At 62.9% G+C, this 21,661-nt stretch carries 17 protein-coding genes, 1 tRNA gene and 2 pseudogenes; 14 read left to right on the top strand and 6 right to left on the bottom strand.

What is annotated here, in order from left to right:
- The first annotated feature begins 36 nt into the window (after positions 1–36).
- Genes uxuA through QQL76_RS16575 form a run of 3 tightly spaced genes read left to right on the top strand, consistent with a single transcriptional unit; the run spans position 37 to position 3,664 of the window.
- Positions 37–1,254, top strand: a complete 1,218-nt coding sequence (uxuA, locus tag QQL76_RS16585) for a mannonate dehydratase (RefSeq protein ID WP_499208581.1) — start codon at positions 37–39, stop codon at positions 1,252–1,254.
- Positions 1,251–2,732, top strand: coding sequence for a mannitol dehydrogenase family protein (locus tag QQL76_RS16580; RefSeq protein ID WP_499208580.1), 1,482 nt, complete (start codon positions 1,251–1,253; stop codon positions 2,730–2,732). The genes uxuA and QQL76_RS16580 overlap by 4 nt, the downstream gene beginning before the upstream one ends.
- Positions 2,729–3,664 carry a sugar kinase gene (locus QQL76_RS16575; RefSeq protein ID WP_499208579.1) on the top strand — a complete coding sequence of 312 codons (936 nt, stop codon included), beginning with the start codon at positions 2,729–2,731 and terminating at the stop codon, positions 3,662–3,664. The genes QQL76_RS16580 and QQL76_RS16575 overlap by 4 nt, the downstream gene beginning before the upstream one ends.
- A gap of 24 nt (positions 3,665–3,688) precedes the next feature.
- On the opposite strand, the gene QQL76_RS16570 is transcribed toward QQL76_RS16575, so the two are convergent.
- Positions 3,689–4,549 carry a LysR substrate-binding domain-containing protein gene (locus QQL76_RS16570; RefSeq protein ID WP_499208578.1) on the bottom strand — a complete coding sequence of 287 codons (861 nt, stop codon included), beginning with the start codon at positions 4,547–4,549 and terminating at the stop codon, positions 3,689–3,691.
- A 98-nt stretch (positions 4,550–4,647) separates the two neighbouring features.
- Between QQL76_RS16570 and QQL76_RS16565 the strand changes: the two genes are divergently transcribed.
- Positions 4,648–5,958 carry an aspartate aminotransferase family protein gene (locus tag QQL76_RS16565; protein ID WP_499208577.1) on the top strand — a complete coding sequence of 437 codons (1,311 nt, stop codon included), beginning with the start codon at positions 4,648–4,650 and terminating at the stop codon, positions 5,956–5,958.
- A 58-nt stretch (positions 5,959–6,016) separates the two neighbouring features.
- Here the strand turns inward: QQL76_RS16565 and QQL76_RS16560 are convergent, their stop codons facing one another.
- From QQL76_RS16560 to QQL76_RS16550, 3 genes and pseudogenes are all read right to left on the bottom strand, one after another.
- Entirely contained in the window at positions 6,017–7,273 is a 1,257-nt protein-coding gene (locus tag QQL76_RS16560; RefSeq protein WP_499208576.1) for a DUF5996 family protein, read from the bottom strand.
- Positions 7,274–7,332: 59 nt separating this feature from the next.
- Entirely contained in the window at positions 7,333–8,265 is a 933-nt protein-coding gene (locus tag QQL76_RS16555; protein WP_499208575.1) for a pirin family protein, read from the bottom strand.
- A gap of 248 nt (positions 8,266–8,513) precedes the next feature.
- A pseudogene (locus tag QQL76_RS16550) lies at positions 8,514–9,404 on the bottom strand (LysR family transcriptional regulator); the annotation flags it as partial.
- Positions 9,405–9,590: 186 nt separating this feature from the next.
- On the opposite strand from QQL76_RS16550, the gene QQL76_RS16545 reads away from it, so the two are divergent.
- The gene (locus QQL76_RS16545) at positions 9,591–11,333 is read left to right on the top strand and encodes a pilus assembly protein (protein ID WP_499208574.1); all 1,743 of its coding nucleotides are present in this window, start codon (positions 9,591–9,593) and stop codon (positions 11,331–11,333) included.
- A 159-nt stretch (positions 11,334–11,492) separates the two neighbouring features.
- On the opposite strand, the pseudogene QQL76_RS16540 reads toward QQL76_RS16545, so the two are convergent.
- Positions 11,493–11,692, bottom strand: a pseudogene (locus tag QQL76_RS16540) (sn-glycerol-3-phosphate ABC transporter ATP-binding protein UgpC); the annotation flags it as partial.
- A gap of 169 nt (positions 11,693–11,861) precedes the next feature.
- Positions 11,862–11,948: transfer RNA gene (locus tag QQL76_RS16535), tRNA-Leu, on the bottom strand.
- Between the two features lie 988 nt (positions 11,949–12,936).
- Between QQL76_RS16535 and QQL76_RS16530 the strand changes: the two genes are divergently transcribed.
- The 9 genes from QQL76_RS16530 (at position 12,937) to QQL76_RS16490 (ending at position 21,649) form a co-directional block, all read left to right on the top strand.
- Positions 12,937–13,317 carry a DUF2325 domain-containing protein gene (locus tag QQL76_RS16530; RefSeq protein ID WP_499208960.1) on the top strand — a complete coding sequence of 127 codons (381 nt, stop codon included), beginning with the start codon at positions 12,937–12,939 and terminating at the stop codon, positions 13,315–13,317.
- 227 nt (positions 13,318–13,544) lie between these two features.
- Positions 13,545–14,846, top strand: a complete 1,302-nt coding sequence (locus tag QQL76_RS16525) for a polyhydroxyalkanoate depolymerase (RefSeq protein ID WP_499208573.1) — start codon at positions 13,545–13,547, stop codon at positions 14,844–14,846.
- A gap of 147 nt (positions 14,847–14,993) precedes the next feature.
- Positions 14,994–15,443 (top strand): DUF2852 domain-containing protein, encoded by a 450-nt coding sequence (locus QQL76_RS16520; RefSeq protein WP_499208572.1) that lies wholly within the window; start codon positions 14,994–14,996, stop codon positions 15,441–15,443.
- A gap of 150 nt (positions 15,444–15,593) precedes the next feature.
- Positions 15,594–16,358: a M48 family metallopeptidase gene (locus tag QQL76_RS16515; protein WP_499208571.1), complete on the top strand. Its 765-nt coding sequence runs from the start codon at positions 15,594–15,596 to the stop codon at positions 16,356–16,358.
- 52 nt (positions 16,359–16,410) lie between these two features.
- Positions 16,411–17,100, top strand: a complete 690-nt coding sequence (locus tag QQL76_RS16510) for a phosphoribosylanthranilate isomerase (protein WP_499208959.1) — start codon at positions 16,411–16,413, stop codon at positions 17,098–17,100.
- Positions 17,097–18,317 (top strand): tryptophan synthase subunit beta, encoded by a 1,221-nt coding sequence (trpB, locus tag QQL76_RS16505; RefSeq protein WP_499208570.1) that lies wholly within the window; start codon positions 17,097–17,099, stop codon positions 18,315–18,317. Before QQL76_RS16510 ends, trpB begins: the two co-directional genes overlap by 4 nt.
- A gap of 7 nt (positions 18,318–18,324) precedes the next feature.
- Positions 18,325–19,164: a tryptophan synthase subunit alpha gene (gene trpA / locus QQL76_RS16500; protein ID WP_499208569.1), complete on the top strand. Its 840-nt coding sequence runs from the start codon at positions 18,325–18,327 to the stop codon at positions 19,162–19,164.
- Between the two features lie 102 nt (positions 19,165–19,266).
- A complete protein-coding gene (gene accD / locus QQL76_RS16495; RefSeq protein WP_499208568.1) occupies positions 19,267–20,274 on the top strand; it encodes an acetyl-CoA carboxylase carboxyltransferase subunit beta in 1,008 nt (335 codons plus the stop codon).
- A gap of 31 nt (positions 20,275–20,305) precedes the next feature.
- Positions 20,306–21,649, top strand: coding sequence for a bifunctional folylpolyglutamate synthase/dihydrofolate synthase (locus QQL76_RS16490; RefSeq protein WP_499208567.1), 1,344 nt, complete (start codon positions 20,306–20,308; stop codon positions 21,647–21,649).
- Positions 21,650–21,661 lie beyond the last annotated feature (12 nt).

Below are 21,661 nucleotides of genomic sequence, written 5' to 3'. Positions count from 1 at the left end.
CGCCGTTGGGCGGCTGACTATGCAGGAGGAGCATTCATGCGGCAGACTTGGCGCTGGTTCGGCCCGAAGGATCGGGTCTCTATCGACGATATGATGCAGGCCGGCGTCGAAGGGGTCGTATCCGCTTTGCACCACGTCCCGACCGGGTCGGTCTGGACGCCGGACGAGATTGAGAAACGGCAGTCGCTGATTGCCCGCATGAAGGACGGCGCCTCGTCGGGACTTGCCTGGGAAGTCGTTGAAAGCCTGCCCGTCTCCGAGGACATCAAGAAGCAGACGGGCGACTGGCGCGCGCATATCGGTGCCTGGCGCACCTCGCTGAAGCACCTGCATGCGGCTGGCATCGAGACCATCTGTTACAATTTCATGCCGGTGCTCGACTGGACGCGCACCGAGCTTGCGCATCGGCGCCCGAACGGCGCCACCTGCATGCGCTTCGACCTGATCGACTTCGCGGCGTTCGACATTCACATCCTCAAGCGGCCGGGCGCGAGCGACGATTTCAGCGACGCCGTCGTCGAAGATGCCGGCCGTCGCTTCGCTGCCATGGACGATGCCACGCGGGCGAAGCTTGCCGACAACATCGTTTGCGGATTGCCGGGCGCCGCGGAAAGCTTCACGCTCGACGACATTCGCGATCATCTCGCGGGCTACGCTGTGCTGGGTGAAGACCGCCTGCGCCAGAACCTCATCGATTTCCTGTCAGAAGTCGCGCCGCTTGCAGATGAGCTGGGCATGCGGCTTTGCTGCCACCCGGACGACCCGCCCTTCGCTCTGCTCGGACTGCCGCGCATCATGTCGACGGAAGCGGACTATCGCTCCATTCTCGATGCGGTCGATCTGCCGTCCAATGGGGTGACGCTGTGCTCTGGATCGCTCGGCGCACGCCCCGACAACGACCTGCCGAAGATGATGGAGGCGCTCGGCGATCGGGTGCATTTCCTGCATCTGCGCAATGTGACGCGCGAGAGCGACGACATCGCCGGCAGTTTCTTTGAAGACGAGCATCTGGGCGGCAGCACGGACATGGTGGCTCTCATCGCCGCGGTGGTGCGCGAGGAGCGCAAGCGGCGGCAGGCCGGGCGACACGACGTCTCGATCCCGTTCCGACCCGATCACGGCCAGGAGATCCTCGACGATTTCCAGCGCAAGGCACAGCCCGGCTACCCGGCGATCGGTCGACTGAAGGGGCTTGCCGAACTGCGCGGCATCATGACGGCGCTGACCCACGAGCACGAAGGGCTCCGGGCATGAGCGGTGGAGAAGCGCGGCCGCGGCTAACAAGCCTGTCGGACGTCGCTGGATCGGCCCGGCTTCCAACCTACCAGCCGGACGATCAGGGCACGGGGATCGTGCATCTCGGACTTGGCGCTTTTCACCGGGCACACCAGGCTGTTGCAACCGACGACGCGCTCGCGGCGGCAGGTGGCGACTGGCGCATCTGCGCTGTCAGTCTGCGCAGCACGGCACTTGCGGAAGCGCTTGCGCCGCAGAACGGGCTTTACACGCTGATCGAACGTGGCACCGAGGGCACCCGTGCCCGCGTGATCGGATCACTTTCACAAGTCATCGCCAACGATCCGGTCGCGACGCTTGCTGCGCTGTGCGACGCGGCGGTCAAGATCGTGACCCTGACGGTGACCGAGAAAGGCTACGGTATAGACCGTGCCAATGGCGGACACGATCCCTCGCATCCCGCTGTCGCGGCGGATCTTAAGTCGCCGGACACGCCGTCCGGCGTTCTTGGGCTGCTGACTGCCGCGCTCAAGCTGCGCCGCGATGCTGGCATCGCGCCCTTCACCGTTCTTTCCTGCGACAATCTTCCGGAAAACGGACAGCTCCTGCGCGGTGGCGTCATCGGATTTGCCCGCGCCTTAGACATCGAACTCGCTGACTTCATCGCGGCGGAGGTAGCGTTTCCATCGTCCATGGTGGACAGGATCACGCCGGCCGCGACCGATCAGACGCTGGCCGATGCGGCGGCGGCGACGGGCTGCGTCGACCTTGCGGCGGTGGAGACAGAACAATTCAGCCAGTGGGTCATCGAGGACCACTTTCCGCAGGGTCGACCTGCCTGGGAGGCCGGTGGGGCGATTTTCGTGGCGGATGTCACGCCTTTCGAGCGCGCCAAGCTCACCATGCTGAACGGCACCCATTCGATGCTCGCTTATGCGGGCTTCCTCTCCGGGCACCAGTTCGTCCGCGACGTGATGGGCGACACCGCGCTTGCGGCGCTCGTCGGGCGTCATCTGCAAGCTGCCGGCCGGGTTCTGCCGCCCTTGCCGGGCTTCGACGTGCAGGCCTATGCCGCCGCACTCGAGGACCGTTTCCGCAATCCCGCGATTGCTCATGCGACCTATCAGATCGCAATGGATGGCACCGAGAAACTGCCCCAGCGGATCTTTGCGCCCGCGATCGCCGCTCTCGATGCCGGGCAGCCGCTGCGCCCATTCGCATTCGCGACTGCGGCGTGGATGCGCTACACGCTGGGTGTCAGCGACGCGGGTGTGCCCTATGCGCTGCGCGATCCCCGCGAGGACGAAATCAGGCGCCAGGTTCAATCCGTGTCGCGCGATGCGGCGGCCATCCGTACCGGCTTGAGCGGCATGGCGAACTTCATGCCGGCGCAGCTTGCACGATCCGAAGCATGGAATGATGCGGTAGACGATTGTCTCGATGCGATCCTGAACCAAGGCATGCCTGCCGCAATTCTCGCAGAGGCGAGCCGATGAGTTCGAAACTGTTTCTTGCCATCGGCGAGCCTATGGTGGAGCTGAGTGGCGCAGGAGAGAGCGATGCCGATCTCTGGCGGATGGGCTTTGCGGGAGACGTGCTCAATACGCTTTGGTACACGCGCGCCGCCCTGCCTCAAGACGGCGCCGCCGGTTGGCGCACAGCACTTCTCACGCGTCTAGGCAGCGATCCATTTTCGTCGAAACTGCGCGGCTTTCTGGATGACAACGGGATCGACACCGCATTCATCCAGACCGACGAAAAGCGCAGCGTCGGCCTCTATGCCATCAGCCTGTCAGAGCATGGAGAGCGCAGTTTCTCCTATTGGCGGTCGCATTCGGCGGCGCGCCGCCTGGCGGATGATCGGAACGCGCTTTCGGAGGCAATCACCTCTGCCGACGTCGTCTATTTTTCCGGTATCACACTGGCCATCCTGCCGGACGAGGGACGCCAGAACCTTCTCGAAGAAGTGCGCGCTGCGCGTCAACGCGGCCAGCAGATCGTTTTCGATCCCAACATCCGTCGCCGGTTGTGGGACGATATCGAGACGATGAAACAGTGGCTTTGCCAAGCCATGGCAGTCGCTTCGATCGGCCTGCCGAGCTTCGACGACGAAGCCGATCTCTGGAACGACGCCACGTTGGACGACTGCCTCTCCCGCTGGCAAGAGTCCGGTTGTGGTGAGGTCGTCGTCAAGAATGGCGGTGGCGACATGGTGGCGGCCGAAACGGGGAACCCGGTCGAGCGGCTCGCGGTGAAGCGCAAAAAGCCAGTCGATACGACGGGCGCCGGCGATGCTTTCAACGCGGGCTACATCGCCGCCCGGCTGGGTGGGAAAAGCCTTCGTCAGGCCATGTTTGACGGACATGCGATGGCAAGCCGGGTCATTGCAGTGCCCGGTGCTCTGGTCCCGATGGCACAGCTGATCTGAACAGGTTCGTTCTCCCCGCCGAGGCTACGCTGTCTTGTGCAGTCCCGGCAGAGCGGCCCGGATATGGGTGCCCAGCGCCCGTGCCGCCGACGATGGGCGCTGCTCGGAGAACTCGAGCGCGACGCCAATCGTGGGAAGTGGTGGTAGGGCTCTCGATACGACGTGAAGATCAGGTGGGACGGCGGATCGCGTCAGAACGCTGATGGCGTGACCGGAACGGGCGATCGCGATCAGGCCCGCGAGACTGTTGCTGGCAAAGGCAATTCTATATCGCCGATTGACCGCGCCCATCGCATCGCAGGCGGCGCGATAGTCGAGGCTGACGGGAGCGGACAGCGCCAGCGGTATGACCGCATGGTCGACGATCGCCGGATCTGCCTCACTCGCCACCCAGACGAAGCTCTCCTTGCGGATCACCTCGCTGCTTTCGGGGTCCGCCACCGAGACCAGCGCGATGTCGAGCTGGCGGCGATGCAGCAGCGGTCGCAGATCGGACGTCGGCGCACAGACCATGCGCAGTTCGATGTCGGGGTGCAGCGCGCAGAAATCCCTGAGCAGCTCTGGCAGAAAAGCGATGGAGTAATCCTCCGGACACCCAAGGCTCACCGAGCCTCTGATTGCCGTTCCACCCATGTCGGCCCAGACCTCATCCTGCCTCGCGAGCAGCGCCTCGGCATGGACCAGAAACTTTTCTCCGGACGCCGTGAGCCTGACACCCGATCCGCTGCGATGGAAAAGCGTGTGGCCGACCTGATCCTCGAGGCGGTGCATCTGCATGCTGAGCGCCGACTGGGTGCGCCCCACTTCCAGCGCTGCAAGGCTGATCGAGCCCGTGCGCGCAACGATGCTGAAGCTGCGAAGCAGGGCAAGATCAAAAAGCTGCATGCCATCAATCCGGTTGATACCGGATTGAAGCAATATCAATTTGCCTCAAGCTTCAAGCAAATCTAGCTCTGGACGCTTCTCTTGCCGAGGATGCTGCCATGTCGCTGAACAATGATGCCGCCTTCTGGAGTGCCGCGCAAAAGCATGTGACGCGCTATGGGCCGAGTTTCGAGACGGTGATCATCGAACGGGCCGAAGGCAGCCATGTCTATGACGCGGACGGACGGGCCATCCTCGATTTCACCTCCGGCCAAATGAGCGCCGTTCTCGGCCATACGCATCCCGACATCGTGGCGACCGTCGACCGGCAGATGAAATCCGTCGCCCACCTCTTCAGCGGGATGCTGTCGCGCCCGGTGGTCGATCTGGCGACTCGCCTGGCCGCACTTGCGCCCGGTCTCGAGCGCGTTCAGCTGCTGACGACCGGGGCGGAATCGAACGAAGCGGCCATCCGCATGGCCAAGCTGGTCACCGGCGGACATGAGGTCGTTGCTTTCGCGCAGAGTTGGCATGGCATGACGGGCGCTGCGGCGTCGGCAACCTACAGTGCCGGCCGTCGCGGGTACGGGCCGGCGACGGCAGGCTCTTTCGTCATTCCTGCTCCCAACTCCTACCGACCGCGCTTCACCCATGCGGATGGATCGAACGACTGGCAGGCAGAGCTCGACGATGCGTTCGACCTGATCGACAGGCAGTCGACGGGGGGCCTCGCGGCGTTCATCGCCGAACCGATCCTGTCGAGCGGCGGCATCCTTGAGCTTCCGCTCGGCTATCTCGCGGCTCTGAAGCGCAAATGCGAAGAGCGTGGCATGCTGCTGATCCTCGACGAGGCGCAAACAGGTGTTGGGCGCACCGGACACATGTTCGCCTTCCAGCGCGAGGGCGTGACGCCGGATATCCTAACGCTGTCGAAAACGCTCGGCGCCGGCCTGCCGCTTGCGGCCGTCATGACGACCGAGGAGATCGAGCAGAAGGCCTTCGAGAAAGGGTTTCTCTTCTACACCACCCACGTTTCAGACCCGCTGCCCGCGGCAGTCGGCGTAACGGTTCTCGACGTGGTCGAGCGCGACGGGCTGGTGGAGCAGGCCGTGAAGCAGGGTCGGCGACTGAGGGATGGGCTACTCTCCCTGCAGCAACGTTTCGAATGTGTCGGCGACGTGCGCGGACGCGGGCTGCTGCTCGGGCTCGAAGTGGTTGCCGACCGGCAGACGAAATCGCCTGGTTTCGAACTTGGTGCCCGGGTGATGGAAGAGGCGATGAACCGGGGGCTCAGCATGAACATCGTCAAGCTTCCCGGCATGGGCGGGGTGTTCCGCATTGCCCCACCGCTAACGGTGTCGGATGATGAGATCGATCGCGGGCTGTCCATCATGTCGGACGCGATCGAAGCGGCCTCTGCGATGCGCTGAAGCCACCCGATTTGGATAGTCTGCACGCGCGGCTGCGGGCTGCAGTCGTCCAGTCGCGCTAGGAGGTTTTCAGCACGTCGTGCCATTCCGTATGGCGCTCGAACTGCGCTTTGGCGAAGGGGCAAAGCGGGATGATCTTGATGTTATCCCGCCGCGCATCCTCGACTGCCTGGCGCACCAGACGCTCGCCGACCTTGCGTCCCCGCAATGCCGAGGGCACTTCGGTATGATCGATGATGATGAGGCGCTCACCAGCGCGGCTATAGGTCATCTCTGCCTCAATGCCTCCGATCACCAACAGATATCGGCCCTTCGATCCACCATCCTCGCGCTCGACCTCGCCTTCGTCGAGAGAAGGTGATTTCGCCTCCGAGCGCTCGGCGTCATGCGGGCGTACCTTGAGCGGCTTGCCCGGCGCGCATTCGAGCAGATCACGGTCCCAGCCGCCGAGATCGGCGGCGGCTTCATAGGTCGAGGTGAGAAAGGCGAGCAGCGCTTCGTCGGGATCATCGGCCGAACGCACGGCATCGTAAGGCAGGATGAACTCCGATAGGCCTTCATGCCAGAATGCAGTGTCCGGCTGTACTGCAGCGCTGCGGAAACCGCCTGGCGCGGGATACGCATAGGCGTAGAAAGCGGGATAATCGATACCGCCGCCGCCCGGCCAGAATCCTGCCGAAGAGACTTCCCGATCATACGCCTCCTGCGCCACGTCGTTCGGAAGCGCCGGCACGCCACCGGGATGGAGCGGCGCGCGGCGGCCTGAAAAGCGGGTGACGGCGAGATCGAAACTGCCCCAGAAAAGATGAACCGGGCTCGATTTTCCCAAGAAGGATGTGCGGAACCTGTTGAAGACACCGTCGACGGCCATGAGCGCCCGGTGGAACCGCTCAACCGCCTCGCTGTCATAGGGGCGGTCGCGGTCGTCTTCTCGAAACGGCACCGGGTAGGGCACTTCGTTCGGCTGGCCGTTGAAGGTCGGGCTGCCGCCAAGCTCGGATATGAAGTCGACGAATTTCGCATGGAACGCCGCGACGGTCATCGGGCCGAGCTCGAACGATGACCGGCGGCCTTCGCCGCAGATAGCGATGATCCTATGCTCGCGGAAATCGAACCGGATCTCGATGCCGGGACCATCCGGGATCATGCCCGTCGTCAGGCCGGTTGGCGTCACATAGGAGGTGGCATTCCAGGAGTGGTTGATCCAGGGCGTGTGCGCCAGCCGGTACTTCCCGACGATCTGAAGATAGAGATGCAGGGCGGAGCAGGTGTCGCGCCAGCTGAGATAATCGAGTTCCGGCCATCTGTCGTTCATTGGATCTCTTTCCGTGAATTCGTGCAGGTTCGATGCCAGCCCGGCGCGCAAGGCGGCTCTCAGGGCAGCGGGATGTATTCGTCGCGATCATCGGCAGGCAGGTCGAAGCGGCCGCTGCCCCAGTTTCCCGCCCGCCAATCCGCCTTTGCCTCCTCGATGCGCTCCCTGGACGAGGCAACGAAATTCCACCAGATGTAGCGCGGCCCGTTGAACGTCGCGCCGCCGAGTATCATCAGCCGCGCACCTTGCGGTCCCGCAGCGACCGTGATCGCGTCACCTGGCCTGAAGACCATCATCTGCGACGCCTCGTAGTGCTGGCCGGCAATGAGGATCGACCCCTCGACGATGTAGATGCCGCGATCCTCGTGCTCGTTCGGCAGCGGCAGCCGGCTCCCCGGATCGAGCTTCACATCCGCATAGAAGGTCTCGGAAAACATCTTCGCGGGAGCAGACGCGCCATAGGCGTCGCCGAGAATGAGGCGAACGGAGACCCCCTTGTCCTCGATCATCGGAAGGCTTTCCTTGGCGTGATGCTCGAATGTCGGCGCCACGTCTTCGACGTCTTCGGGAAGTGCCAGCCAGGTCTGAATGCCGAACAAGCCGTTCGGCCCTTTGCGGGCTGCTTCCGACGTGCGCTCCGAATGGGTCACGCCGCGCCCGGCAACCATCCAGTTCAGCGCGCCCGGCTGGATGATCTGGTCGGCGCCGGTGCTGTCCCTGTGATGAAAGTCGCCTTTGAAGAGATACGTCACCGTGCCGAGGCCGATATGCGGATGCGGCCGCACGTCGATCCCCTGCCCGGTCAGCAGTTCCGCCGGCCCCGCCTGATCGAAGAAGATGAAGGGGCCGACCATTTGCCTTTTGGGCGCGGGAAGCGCACGGCGCACTTCGAAACCGCCGAGATCGCGCGAGCGCGGAATGATCAGGGTCTCGATCGCATCGAGCCCGACCTCGTCGGGGCAGCCCGGTTCAATTGCGGGATTCCAGCTCATAGGCGCCATCCTCTTCGTGCAGGGCCTGGACCCTCGTTGCCATGACCGGCGGATCATATCGGCCCGCACCGGAAGCGGCGCTCAAGATATCCTGCCGCCCTGCCTTGCACTACCGGTGGATGCGTCCCGCAACTAGGTCCGAATTGCCGTCAGCTGTGTTGCAGAAAGTGGAACGCGGTTCATGCTCCTGACGCCCCGCGTTTCTTGCCACGAGAGACGGCGGCGCTCTCAGCTCGGCGCGGATCCTTCTGATCGAGACCCCAGAGCTGCGGGTTGCGCTCGAAATGCGCGATCAGCATGTCGGTCAACACACGAATCTTGCGCGCCGGATGCTGACCGGGTGGACGGATGACATAAGCACCAGCAGGCGGTGGCGGATAGCCGGTCATGATCGGTACGAGCGCGCCGGACGAGACGTAGTCAAACGTGATGCAGTCCGGAAGCCAAGCGATGCCGAGGCCGGCCGCAGCGGCAGCGGCGAGCGCCGTGGCATTGTCAGCCTTGAACCTGCCCTGCGGCTGCACAGAGACGATCTTGTCTCCGTCCATAAGCTGCCAGGTTTCAGTTCCCTGCATGACCGCTTCGTGGGTTGCGATGTCCTCCAGCCTTTCCGGTGCGCCACGCGCCCTGATGTAGTCAGGACTGGCGACCAGTCGCCCATAAATCGGGCCGACGCGCTTGGCGACCAAATCGGAATCCGGGAGATAACCGACGCGGATCGCGCAATCGAAACCTTCAGCAATGAGGTCGACAAACCGATCGCTGTAAGATGCATGGATGTGCAGGGCCGGGTGTTGAAGCGCCATGTCGGCGATTACAGGCGCAAAGTGCGTCGGGCCAAAGGTCAGGGGCACTGCAACTCTCAACCGGCCGCGCAGTTCCCCGGCAGGCATGATCGCCTCCCTCGCCAAGTCGATCTCTGCGCTGACCCTTGCAGCATGGTCTCGAAACGTCATGCCTGCGTCTGTCAGGGCGGCACCCCTCGTCGTGCGCGCGACAAGTTGGGCGCCAAGCGCCGATTCCAGCCGCAGCAGGCGCCGACTGACGATGGACTTGGAGATGCCGAGCCGTCGCGCCGCTGAAGAGATCCCGCCTGCGTCGGCAACCACCACGAATGTTTGAATGTCCTCTATGTCCACTGCGACGCTCCCCGTCTGGCAACAAAATCGCCCACAATTATGATCGCTTTTCCTAATATAAGAACGTCTAATGCGCTCACGAAAACTTTACCACATGCAACGTGACTTTAATTTGGTGCCTTCGAATTAAGCAAACTCATAAGAATTAAGCGGAGGTTGGCCGTTCTTCATTTTGTGAGAACAGCAATGACCAAAACCTTCCTGAACGATCGAAGCGGCAACTTTGCAATATTTGCTGCATTTGCACTGCCCGTTACTCTCGGCGCAGCCGGTCTAGGCGTCGATGTCGTTCACATGCGCTCCGTCGTTTCCGAGGTACAACAGATCACCGACGGCGCTGTTCTCGCCGCGACGCGCCGAGCGATGAGCGACAGCGAGCGCAAACAAGTATTCGAAGATCACCTGCGGTCCCACGTGGCCCCTGGCGCTTCATACAAAGTGCTAAAGGCGGAATTGCGCAGTGTCGAAGGCACCAACCACATCGAAGTCACGGGAGACGTCACGCTCGCTGTCGACACGTTCTTCCTTCACAACGCCCGTAAGGAACCAGCGCGGGTAATCGCGGCCGCTTACCAATCCACCAAGGCTGTCGAAATCGGGCTCGTGCTCGACAACACCGGATCGATGGGACAGGAGGGCATCGACACCCTCAAGAGTGCTGCTCTCGGTCTGCTGGGCGTCGTGCAAGATGGCGCTTCCGCCGGCAAAGACATCCGTGTCGCAGTCGTGCCCTTCGTCACTGCCGTCAACATCAAGGGCGAAGGCTTCGATCCGACCTGGATCGATGATGAGGGCGAGTCCCTCTACAATGGCTGGACCTTTCTCGACGAAGACGAGCGTGAGCGTCGTGGCGAAGGGCTTCCCACGGACTGGGAAGACAACGCGGCGCGGTCCGGGGGTGGTGATGATGACGACGATGACGATGACGATGATGATGATGATGATGATGATGATGATGATGACAGCGACGAGAAAGCCTGCGGCGATCAAGGGCAAGGCGACCAAGCCAAAGCTTTAAGAGATTCCTGTCGTCAGCAGCGGCTTGCTAAGCTGGAGTATCCGCACCAGACGGCATTGTTCAGTGTGTCCGGCACGCAGTGGAAAGGATGCGTCGAAGCGCGTCCGTATCCGCTCAATCTCGGGCTCGAGCCACCACGCTCCCGGGATCCCGACACGCTCTTCGTCCCCTATTTCGCACCCGACGAACCGGGCACGGCAACCTCAGGCGGGGGTAATAATTCCGGCGCATTCAATAATTCTTGGCTGAACGATCTCGTCGACGGCAGCACAGCCGAGGTTCAGCGTTCGGCGCTGAAATACATCGATCCGGAGGTGCGGCGGGTTGAAGAGGCCAAGTCCCTTTCACAAGGCCCGAACCGCGCTTGCCCGACGCCCATCGTGCCGCTTTCGCGGGATATGGCCAAGGTGCGCGCCGGGATCAACGCCATGCAATACTGGAACGGCTCCGGCACGAACATCGCGGAAGGACTGGCCTGGGGCTGGCGGGTGATGACCCCGGGCGCGCCCTACACACAGGCTGCTGCGATCGACCCGGCGAGCACCTCCAAATTCATCGTGCTCATGACCGACGGACGCAATGTGTCCTTCGGCTCCAGCAGCACGATAAACAAGTCGGATTACGGGTCCTACGGTTTCCTGGCAGACGGTCGCATAGCCGGTGCCAGCACCTCATCGAGCGCCGAAAAGACGCTGAACGATTGGACGCTGAAAATCTGCGAAGACATCAAGGCGCAGCAGATCGAGATCTTCACTGTTCTCTACAAGGAAACGGACAACAACGTTCAGAAGATGCTGAAGCAGTGTGCGACCAAGCCCGGCAATTTCTATATGGCCACCAAGACGGCGGGGCTCATCAGCGCTTTTGGCGACATCGCCCGGCAAATGTCGCCGCTCCGCCTGATCCGGTAACGGCGGCATGCCGAACCTTGCCGATGGAGGAACCGGCCCATCGGCAAGGCCGCTCCCATGACCTCAGGAAAGTCGTTTGCCGGTTTCTGCCGCAAAGACCTGCAGCAAAGCCAGCGAAAGCGTCGCGTCGGACAGACGGAGGCCGTCGCCGTCTCGCCGCGCATCTCCCATGGCCACGCGCTGGCGCTGCCCGCCGCAGATCTGACGACGCTTGCGATCGAGATAATTGCCGATCTGCAGGATGCGGAAAGCCTTAGCCACGCGCCGCTTGTTCTCCGCAAAGGAGTGCCGCGGTTCTTCGCTCCGGAAGCCGTGTTCGCGCGCGCCGTCATGTGCGGGTAGAGCGCGTAGTTCTTGAATCATCAGCCTGCTTGCTGCCAGGGTGAGCAGCCGAATCCATGGGAAAAATTGGATTAGGAGCACAGCGAGATAGTGCTGGATGCGGTTCACCGAACCGCAAGGCAACGATGGCTGCTGCAACTACTGAGGATCTTCATCTGGTAGGAAATCAAGATGTTAACATCTTGCTGGTGCCCAGAAGAGGACTCGAACCTCCACACCCTTGCGAGTACCAGCACCTGAAGCTGGCGCGTCTACCAATTCCGCCATCTGGGCAACTGGCGCCGATGTAAGCGGCGTCGGTTGCACTGTCAACGGCTTTTCTCGGTCGTGCGCAACAACCGACTATCTTGATCATCAGTGTTTAACATGACTATCATAGTCATGTTTTTATCCTGGTCGTCGGAGATGGCGCATGTGTGCGGGTTGCAGCGGAGCGGGGCGAGAAGGTGCGCCCAAGATCGGAGCCCGGCTGCGCCTGTGGGCGTTTGACGACGCGGCGCACTGCCCTGTGATCGGGACGTGCCTGACCCACGCGGATCTCATGCGCATCGCCGCATCGCTGCGGCTTGTCTTCCCGAAAGACGCTCAGGACTACGACGTTCACGGCCATTTCGTGCGTGCGGCCACAGCGGACACTCCAGAAGCACGCGCCGTATCGAAGCTGCTCGACGAGCGGCATGCGGGGCTTTTGCGGCGCGTTCGGCGCGAACACTGCCAGGAAGCGCTGCTTCGGCTCTGGGACGAGATGAAAGGTGACGGGCGGATCGCCGGAGGGTTCTGGGCCTTCATGACCTCGTCCAACGTCGGGATTGCACTGCGCGGCCATATCTTCGGCGAAGTCCACATGCTTTCGCACCTGATGGGCAGCGCCAGCCGCCGCCAGAGCGAGGAAACTGCCCGCCTTAAGGCTGAACTCGAAGATGTGCGCGTGCGGGCGAACCGGCAGGAAGCCCATGCGCGCCGGACCGTTCTCGAGCGTGATTCGCAGATCGCCCGGCTGGAAGACGCGCTGGCGGAAGCCCAGCGGGCCCTCATCTCCAAAACGGCGAATCACCCGAGGGAGACAAAGGGGGCCGCAGGTACCTTGTCAGCTGCCCGGCGCCAGAAGCTGGAGCGGGCACTCGCAGTCTCTCGGGGCCGCGCGCGGGCGGCCGAAGCGGAAGTCAAGCGCTTGAGACTGGCTGCCGAAGCGAGCGGTCGCGCACCGACGCCCGCGGCCGAGCCGGAAAAATCATTGCCGGCACACACGCCGCTGCGTCCGATGGCGCGTCTTCAAGGGCTGAACGTGCTCTATGTGGGCGGGCGAAACGGCCAGGCGCACCATCTGAAGGCGCTTGCGGAGACGTTCGGCGCGCATTTCCACCACCACGACGGTGGCCTGGAGGATGCGGTGACGCGGATCGACGACGTCCTGCCTTCGATCGACTGCGTGTTCTGCCCGATCGACTGCGTCAGTCATGATGCGTGCCTGCGCGCCAAGCAGGGCTGCAAGAAGCTCGGCAAGTCCTTCGTGCCGTTGCGCAGTGCGAGCCGCGCCTGCCTGAGACATGCACTCGTTTCGATGATCGGCTCCGATGATCCTGCCGGCCCATCTGCCACAGGCGGGCGGAACCCTACGCAGAACCCCGGCGTTTACGCCTAAAGTCCAGTGCGACAATGTTGCAGAGCAGCAAAAGCGTGCTAACTTCTTTTTACACAATCGCTGTCATAAAGACTTTCACGAACCGGGATCAGCGGTGCATTGGAGCGGAGGCTCAGGCCGAAGCTTCCTTTTAAGGGCTGGGTGGAATAGCGGGCGGCGGGAAACCGCCGAGCGAGCGAGAGCCTGAAACACCTCTGCGGCCGGGTCCTCAACAAGGGCTCTCGCCAATGTTCTATCAGTTCTACGAAATGGGCCACGCTGCTGTCGCGCCATGGCGTGCCGCGGCGGATGCGATGAAGATCGCCTATCAGAACCCGCTCAATCCGCTATCGCACACTGCATTCGGGCGCGCCGTCGCTGGCGGCATGGAAGTGTTCGAGCGCACCACCCGTCGTTACGGCAAGCCGGAATTCGGCTTGAAGACGACCAACCTCAACGCCGGACGCGTTTCGGTGCACGAGAAGGTCGTCTGGTCGCGCCCCTTCTGCAACCTCATTCACTTCGAACGCGCGCTGCCGGCCAATCATCGCCCGGATCCCAAGATCCTCATCGTGGCGCCGATGTCGGGCCACTATGCGACGCTGCTGCGCGGCACCGTGGAAGCCCTGCTGCCCAAGGCCGAGGTCTACATCACCGATTGGATCGATGCCCGGATGGTGCCGGTCACCGAAGGGCATTTCGATCTCGACGACTATATCGACTACGTGATCTCGATGCTGCATGCGCTCGGACCGGATACCCATATGATGGCGGTTTGCCAGCCATCGGTACCGGTGCTTGCGGCTGTGGCGCTGATGGAAGCGCGCGGCGATACGATGGCGCCGTCCTCGATGACGCTGATGGGTGGCCCGATCGACACGCGCCGTAACCCCACCGCCGTCAACCAGCTGGCGCAGGACAAGCCGCTCTCCTGGTTTGCCGACAACGTCGTCATGCAGGTGCCGTGGCCGCATCCGGGCTTCGGGCGCGATGTCTATCCAGGCTTCCTGCAGCTGTCGGGCTTCATGTCGATGAACCTCGACAAGCACATGAATGCGCAGAAGGACTTCTTCTGGCACATGGTGCAGAACGACGGAGATTCCGCCGAAAAGCACCGCGAATTCTACGACGAGTATCTCGCCGTGATGGACCTGACGGCGGAATTCTACCTGCAGACGGTCGACACCGTGTTCATCAAGCACGCGCTGCCGAAGGGCGAGATGATGCACCGCGCCGAGCGCGTGGATTGCAGCCAGATCCGCAACGTGGCGCTTCTTACCATCGAGGGCGAGAACGACGACATCTCCGGCATCGGCCAGACCGAGGCGGCGCAGACGCTGTGCAGCAACATTCCCGACACGATGCGCCACCACTATATGCAGCCGAAGGTCGGCCATTACGGCGTGTTCAACGGCTCGCGCTACCGGGCGGAGATCGCGCCGCGCATTCTCGATTTCATGCGCACCCATTCCGCTGCCAACCGCAAGGCAGCTGCCGCAAAGACGAAATCACCCGTGCGCAAGGTCATCCAGGGCGGCAAGACAAACTAAGATCCCGCCTTCTTGACGAAAGTCGATAACGTCTTTCGATAGTTAGCGGATTCGCAGGGGCGTGTTCTTGAACCGCCACAATCTTTTCCCCAACTCGAAGTGAAGGGGCGGCAAGGGTGCCGCTCTTACACAACGACGAGGAAAGAGATGACCACTTCCCATGTGCATGCCGCTTCGGCCAGCAAGCCGGTGATCCGGCCTGAATGGACGCCCGCGACCATCGCGCTGATGGTGCTCGGTTTCATCGTTTTCTGGCCGCTGGGCCTGGCCATGCTCGCCTACATCGTCTGGGGCGACAGGCTTCCGGCACTGAAGCGCGATGTAAACAAGGCGACAGACAGCATGTTTTCGACATTCTCGCGGGCAACCGGCACCGCACGCACACCGACCGGCAACGTTGCCTTCGACGACTGGCGCTCGGCTGAGCTGAAGCGTCTTGACGAGGAGCGCGCGCGCCTGGAAGCCATGCGGGACGAGTTCGAGGATTATGCCCGCGAGCTGCGCCGCGCAAAGGATCAGGAAGAGTTCGATCGCTTTATGGCTCACCGCCGCACCACATCCGGCGAGCGCAGCGGTCCGACGATCGACGCGGCGTAACCGAGAAGACGGTCGCCTCATTCGGTTCAAGCTTCCCCTGCCCCATCCGGTGACAAGACCGTAACACCGCGTCTGCGGCGCCTCGCGAAAGCGGGGCGCCGTTTCTCTTTTCGAGGCTCCACATTCGGCGAATCATTTAGACTGGACAGCATGTTCAAGGCGCTTTCCCCATTGTTGCGTGGCCGCAAGCCAAAGCCTCGACAGGCGCTTCGCGAGGTGCGGGTGCATGATCGCGTTCTGCCTCTCGTCATCGCAGAGCATGGCCGCAGCACGCGCCTGACATTGCGCATCGAGCCGGGTGGTCGCGGTTTGAAGGTCACCGTGCCGCCGGGTGTGCCGTCGAGCGAGATCGACCGCTTCATCGAACGTCAGCAAGGATGGCTGATGACGCGGCTTGCCCGCTATCCGGTCGGGGCATCGATCGTCGATGGCGGGCAAATCAGCCTGCGCGGCGTGGACCATGTGATCCGCGCGACAGGAAAGGTGCGCGGCCGCACCGCATCTGTCGTCGAAAATGGCCAGGCCTTTCTCGATGTCGGGGGTGAGCCCGAACATCTGTCGCGCCGCATCCGCGATTTTCTCAAGAAGGAAGCACGGCAGGATTTGACCGAAGCGGTCGCTCGCCATGCCGGAACACTGAAAAAGCGCCCGGGAAGGATCACGATCAAGGACACCCGCTCGCGCTGGGGTTCGTGTACGTCCGACGGCAACCTCGCCTTTTCCTGGCGCATCGTCATGGCGCCGCCGCACGTCATCGACTATCTCGCCGCTCACGAAGTGGCGCATCTCGCCGAGATGAACCACGGTCCGCAGTTCTGGTCGACCTGTCGTGCGCTCTGCGCCGAAACCGATGCTGCCCGGGCCTGGCTGAAACGGCATGGCACGCTTCTGCACGCGGTCGACTTCGGCGCGTGAACGACACCCCGCCGGCCTCGACTCCGGCGCCTTTTCGTGGCACCTGACCGCGATGGACATCCAGGTCAAAATCTGTGGCCTTTCCGACGACACCGCGGTCAGGACAGCACTCGACGGCGGCGCGAGCCATATCGGCTTCATTTTCTTTCCACCGAGCCCGCGGCATGTGAGCGTCGACACGGCTCGTGCGTTACGGGCCCCGGCGCGTGGCCGCGCGCTTGCGGTTGCCGTCACGGTCGATGCCGACGATGCTCAGCTGGACGAGATCGTAGCGGTCATGGAGCCGGACGTTCTCCAGCTTCACGGCAAGGAAAGCCCCGAGCGCGTGCGCGCGGTCAAAGCCCGATACGGTCTGCCCGTGATCAAGGCCTGCTCGATCCGCGATGCCGGTGACGTCGATGCAGCGCTCGCCTACCGATCGGTGGCCGACCGGTTGCTTCTCGACGCCAAGGCGCCGGCAGGATCGAAACTGCCGGGCGGCAACGGCGTCAGCTTCGATTGGGGGCTTCTTGCCACGCTTGACGAAAGCGTCGATTACATGCTTTCCGGTGGCATCACGATCGGCAATGTCGACAATGCGCTGAGCGTGACACATGCCCGCGCGCTCGACGTCTCCTCTGGTGTCGAAAGCGCTCCGGGCGTAAAGGACGCTCAACTGATCTCGCAGTTTCTCCGAACGGTCGATGAGCGCGGACATGGCGCGCGCGGTCCGGCTGAGGTCGGGCAAGGGAGTTTCTCATGAACCAGCTTCTGAAGCCGAATTCCTTCCGGGCAGGCCCGGACGAAGACGGTCGTTTCGGTATTTTCGGCGGGCGCTTCGTCGCCGAAACGCTGATGCCTCTGATCCTCGACCTGCAGGACCACTGGACCAATGCCAAGACCGACCCTGCCTTCAAGCAGGAGCTCGACTGGCTGAACACACACTACATCGGCCGCCCGAGCCCGCTCTATTTCGCCGAGCGCATGACAGCCGAACTCGGCGGCGCGAAGATCTACTTCAAGCGCGATGAGCTGAATCACACGGGCAGCCACAAGATCAACAATTGCGTCGGCCAGATCCTGCTCGCCAAGCGGATGGGCAAGACGCGCATCATCGCCGAGACCGGTGCTGGCCAGCACGGCGTGGCGACGGCAACGGTTGCCGCACGCTTCAACCTGCCCTGCATTGTCTACATGGGCGCAACCGACATCGAGCGGCAGGCACCGAACGTCTTCCGCATGAAGCTTCTCGGCGCCGAAGTCCGCCCTGTTACGTCGGGCAACGGCACGCTCAAGGATGCGATGAACGAGGCGTTGCGTGACTGGGTCACCAATGTCGACAGCACCTATTATCTCATCGGGACCGCGGCCGGCCCGCACCCCTACCCGGAAATGGTGCGCGACTTCCAATCGGTGATCGGGCGCGAGACGCGCGAACAGATGCAGGAGCGCGAAGGTCGCCTTCCCGACATGCTGGTCGCTGCCGTCGGCGGCGGATCGAACGCGATCGGCCTGTTCCACCCGTTCCTCGACGATCCGACGGTGCAGATCGTCGGTGTCGAAGCAGGCGGCAAGGGCCTCGACACGAACGAGCATTGCGCTTCGCTGACGGCCGGTGCGCCGGGCGTGCTGCACGGCAACCGCACCTACCTGCTGCAGGACAGGGACGGGCAGATCGAGGAAGGTCATTCGATTTCCGCCGGCCTCGACTATCCCGGTATCGGCCCGGAGCATTCCTGGCTGAAGGACAGCGGCCGCGTCGACTATGTTGCCATCACCGACCGCGAGGCGCTGGAAGCGTTCCAGTTCCTCACCCGCGTCGAAGGCATCATCCCGGCGCTGGAACCCTCCCACGCGCTGGCCGAAGTGATGAAGCGCGCGCCGAAGATGGACAAGGACCAGATCATCATCATGAATCTGTGCGGACGCGGCGACAAGGACGTATTCACCGCCGCCAAGGCCCTTGGCGTGGAGCTTTGAGGACGCAATGACCGCACGCATGGACCAACGGTTTGCCGATCTGAAGGCTGAGGGGCGCCCGGCGCTCGTCACCTATTTCATGGGCGGCGATCCGGACTATCAGACCTCGCTCGACATCATGAAGGCGCTGCCGCGCGCCGGTGCAGACATCATCGAGCTCGGCATGCCGTTTTCCGATCCGATGGCGGATGGCCCTGCGATCCAGATGGCCGGACGCCGTGCGCTCGATGCCGGCCAGACCCTTTCGAAGACGATCGACCTCGCCCGCGCCTTTCGCGAAACCGACCAGAAAACGCCGATCGTTCTGATGGGTTATTACAATCCGATCTACCGCTACGGCGTCGAGCGCTTCCTGGACGATGCGCTGGAAGCAGGTATCGACGGGTTGATCGTGGTCGATCTGCCGCCGGAAATGGACGACGAGCTTTGCCTGCCGGCGCTTGCCAAGGACGTCAATTTCATTCGCCTGGCCACGCCGACGACGGACGCCAAGCGCCTGCCGATGGTGCTGCGCAACACATCAGGCTTCGTCTATTACGTGTCGATGAACGGCATCACCGGCTCGGCGCTGCCCGATCCCTCGGGCATCGGCGAGGCTGTCACCCGCATCAAACAGCACACGGATCTGCCTGTCTGCGTCGGCTTCGGCGTGAAGACGGCCGAGCATGCGCGCCGGATTGGCATGGCGGCCGACGGCGTCGTCGTCGGCACGGCGATCGTCAACCAGATTGCGAACACATTGGACGCGCAAGGTCGCGCAAGCGCAGACACCGTCGAGAGCGTCGCCACGCTGGTGCGCGGTCTCTCGACCGGCGTGCGCACCGCGCGTCTGGACGCGGCCGAATAGGCTTCCCATATCGGAAGCGACTTCGAGTAATTTGTCGCGTTTCCGACGGTGAACCGGTATCCACTTCACCTGGAAACGCTCTAGACTTCAGGAGCCATTCGCTTGAACTGGATCACCAACTACGTCCGGCCGAAGATCAACTCCATGTTCGGTCGCCGAGAGGTCGCCGAGAACCTCTGGATCAAGTGTCCGGAAACCGGTGAGATGGTCTTTCACAAGGATCTCGAGAGCAATCAGTGGGTCATCCCCTCCTCGGGATACCACATGAAGATATCGGCCAAGGCCAGGCTCGGCTATTTCTTCGACGATGGCGCGTATGAGCTTATTCCGGCGCCGAAGGTGCCGCAGGACCCACTCAAATTCCGCGACACGAAGAAGTATGTCGACCGGCTGCGCGAGCACCGGGCGAAGACCGAGCTCGACGACGCGATCGTTGCCGGCATCGGCAAGGTCAGCGGTATCGAGACCGTCGCCTGCGTCCACGATTTCAATTTCATCGCAGGCTCGCTTGGCGTCGCGGCCGGCGAAGCGATCATCGCCGCCTTCGAAACGGCCGTGAAGCGCCACTGCCCGCTGGTAATGTTCCCGGCCTCCGGCGGCGCCCGCATGCAGGAAGGCATCCTGTCGCTGATGCAGCTGCCCCGCACGACCGTTGCTGTCGAAATGCTGAAAGAGGCAGGCCTTCCCTACATCGTCGTTCTCACGAATCCGACGACGGGTGGCGTTTCGGCCTCCTACGCCATGCTCGGCGACGTGCATCTTGCCGAGCCGGGCGCCGAGATCGGTTTCGCCGGCCGCCGCGTCATTCTGCAGACCATTCGCGAGCAGCTGCCGGAAGGCTTCCAGACTTCGGAGTACCTGCTCGAACACGGCATGGTCGACATGGTTACCCACCGCCACGACATTCCGTCGACGGTTGGACGGCTCTTGCGCATGATGCTCAATCAGCCGGCGCTCGAAAAGCCGCAGGCCTCGGCGACCGGTAACGGCATCACGCTCAACGGCACCGGCGGCAGCGACCCGATCGTGCAGATCCTGGATGATCCCGGTACACGGGCGAAGCCCCCCTTGGTCGACGCGCGCCGTGAGGCCACGCCGGCGGCGAACTGAGCCGCCCGCCGGACGCCCGAGGAGTGCATTCATGACGACGGCACCGGCTGAGACCGCAGCCCAGGAAATCGACAAGCTTCTCAGCCTTCATCCCAAGGGCTTCGATCTGTCGCTCGACCGCATTCGCGCGTTGCTCGACAAGCTCGGCAACCCGCAAGACAGGCTGCCCCCGGTCATCCACATCGCCGGCACCAACGGCAAGGGCTCGGCATCGGCCTTCTGCCGCGCGATCCTCGAAGCCGCCGGGCTTCGCGTTCACGTCCACACATCGCCGCATCTCGTGCGCTGGCACGAGCGCTACCGCATGGCCGGGCAGGACGGCGAACCCGGCGCGCTGGTCGATGACGCCGTTCTCGCCGATGCGGTGCGCCGCGTTGCCGAAGCCAATGGCGGCGCGACGATCACGGTATTTGAGATCCTCACGGCCGTGACCTTCGTTCTCTTCTCCGAACATCCGGCCGATGTGGCGATTATCGAGGTTGGTCTCGGTGGCCGATTCGATGCGACGAATGTGATCGCCAAGCCCGCCGTTTCGCTGATCATGCCGATCTCGCTCGACCATCAGGCCTATCTCGGCGACCGCGTGGAACTGATTGCCGCGGAAAAGGCGGGCATCATGAAGCGCGGCTGCGCCGTCGTCATCGGCCATCAGGAAGAGGATGCGGCACGCGAGACGCTCGTCGCGATTGCCGAGCGGCAAGGCTGCCCGACCACGATTTTCGGGCAGGAGTTCTTTGCCCATGAAGAGCATGGCCGGCTCGTCTACCAGGATGAATTCGGTCTCGTCGACCTGCCGCTGCCGCGGCTCGTCGGCCGGCATCAATATGCCAATGCAGGCGCTGCCATTCGCGCGGTGAAGGCCGCAGGTTTCGCCATTGACAATGATGCAATCGAAAAAGGGCTGACAGGCGTCAAATGGGCCGGGCGCATGCAGCGGCTGACCGAGGGCCATCTGCTGGACTCACTTCCGAAGGGCAGCGAGCTTTGGCTGGATGGCGGGCATAATCCCGGCGCCGGCCAGGTGATCGCCGAAGCCTTCGCAACGCTGGAAGAGCGCAACCCTCAGCCATTGTATCTCGTCGTCGGCATGCTCTCGACAAAAGATCCGATCGGCTATTTCAGTGCGTTCAAGGGTTTGGTGAAGTCGGTCTTCACCGTTGCCATCGCAAACTCCGATGCGGGCCTCGATCCGCTGGTGCTCGCCGACGACGCCATCGATGCGGGCCTTACGGCAGAGCCGGTTTCTGACATCGTCGATGCGCTCGACCGTATCGGTGGCCTCGCAGGTGGAGATATCGCGCCGCGCGTGCTGATCGGCGGCTCGCTCTATCTTGTCGGCGAGGCGCTGGAGCTCAACGGCACGCTTCCGGACTGACGAAACGAAAAA

The organism is Rhizobium albus, assembly GCA_030160035.1.
Classification (GTDB): Bacteria; Pseudomonadota; Alphaproteobacteria; order Rhizobiales; family Rhizobiaceae; genus Georhizobium; species Georhizobium albus.
This window is presented reverse-complemented; position numbering and strand designations above follow the sequence as displayed.

What these genes read in the sequence shown, in the direction of transcription:
- QQL76_RS16580 (WP_499208580.1), top strand. Translation starts at nt 1,251, where the DNA reads ATGAGCGGTGGAGAAGCGCGGCCGCGGCTAACAAGCCTGTCGGACGTC.
- QQL76_RS16570 (WP_499208578.1), bottom strand. Translation starts at nt 4,549, where the DNA reads ATGCAGCTTTTTGATCTTGCCCTGCTTCGCAGCTTCAGCATCGTTGCG.
- QQL76_RS16545 (WP_499208574.1), top strand. Translation starts at nt 9,591, where the DNA reads ATGACCAAAACCTTCCTGAACGATCGAAGCGGCAACTTTGCAATATTT.
- QQL76_RS16525 (WP_499208573.1), top strand. Translation starts at nt 13,545, where the DNA reads ATGTTCTATCAGTTCTACGAAATGGGCCACGCTGCTGTCGCGCCATGG.
- QQL76_RS16515 (WP_499208571.1), top strand. Translation starts at nt 15,594, where the DNA reads ATGTTCAAGGCGCTTTCCCCATTGTTGCGTGGCCGCAAGCCAAAGCCT.
- QQL76_RS16565 (WP_499208577.1), top strand. Translation starts at nt 4,648, where the DNA reads ATGTCGCTGAACAATGATGCCGCCTTCTGGAGTGCCGCGCAAAAGCAT.
- QQL76_RS16555 (WP_499208575.1), bottom strand. Translation starts at nt 8,265, where the DNA reads ATGAGCTGGAATCCCGCAATTGAACCGGGCTGCCCCGACGAGGTCGGG.
- QQL76_RS16520 (WP_499208572.1), top strand. Translation starts at nt 14,994, where the DNA reads ATGACCACTTCCCATGTGCATGCCGCTTCGGCCAGCAAGCCGGTGATC.
- QQL76_RS16575 (WP_499208579.1), top strand. Translation starts at nt 2,729, where the DNA reads ATGAGTTCGAAACTGTTTCTTGCCATCGGCGAGCCTATGGTGGAGCTG.
- uxuA (WP_499208581.1), top strand. Translation starts at nt 37, where the DNA reads ATGCGGCAGACTTGGCGCTGGTTCGGCCCGAAGGATCGGGTCTCTATC.
- QQL76_RS16530 (WP_499208960.1), top strand. Translation starts at nt 12,937, where the DNA reads ATGGCGCGTCTTCAAGGGCTGAACGTGCTCTATGTGGGCGGGCGAAAC.
- QQL76_RS16560 (WP_499208576.1), bottom strand. Translation starts at nt 7,273, where the DNA reads ATGAACGACAGATGGCCGGAACTCGATTATCTCAGCTGGCGCGACACC.
- trpB (WP_499208570.1), top strand. Translation starts at nt 17,097, where the DNA reads ATGAACCAGCTTCTGAAGCCGAATTCCTTCCGGGCAGGCCCGGACGAA.
- QQL76_RS16510 (WP_499208959.1), top strand. Translation starts at nt 16,411, where the DNA reads ATGGACATCCAGGTCAAAATCTGTGGCCTTTCCGACGACACCGCGGTC.
- QQL76_RS16490 (WP_499208567.1), top strand. Translation starts at nt 20,306, where the DNA reads ATGACGACGGCACCGGCTGAGACCGCAGCCCAGGAAATCGACAAGCTT.
- trpA (WP_499208569.1), top strand. Translation starts at nt 18,325, where the DNA reads ATGACCGCACGCATGGACCAACGGTTTGCCGATCTGAAGGCTGAGGGG.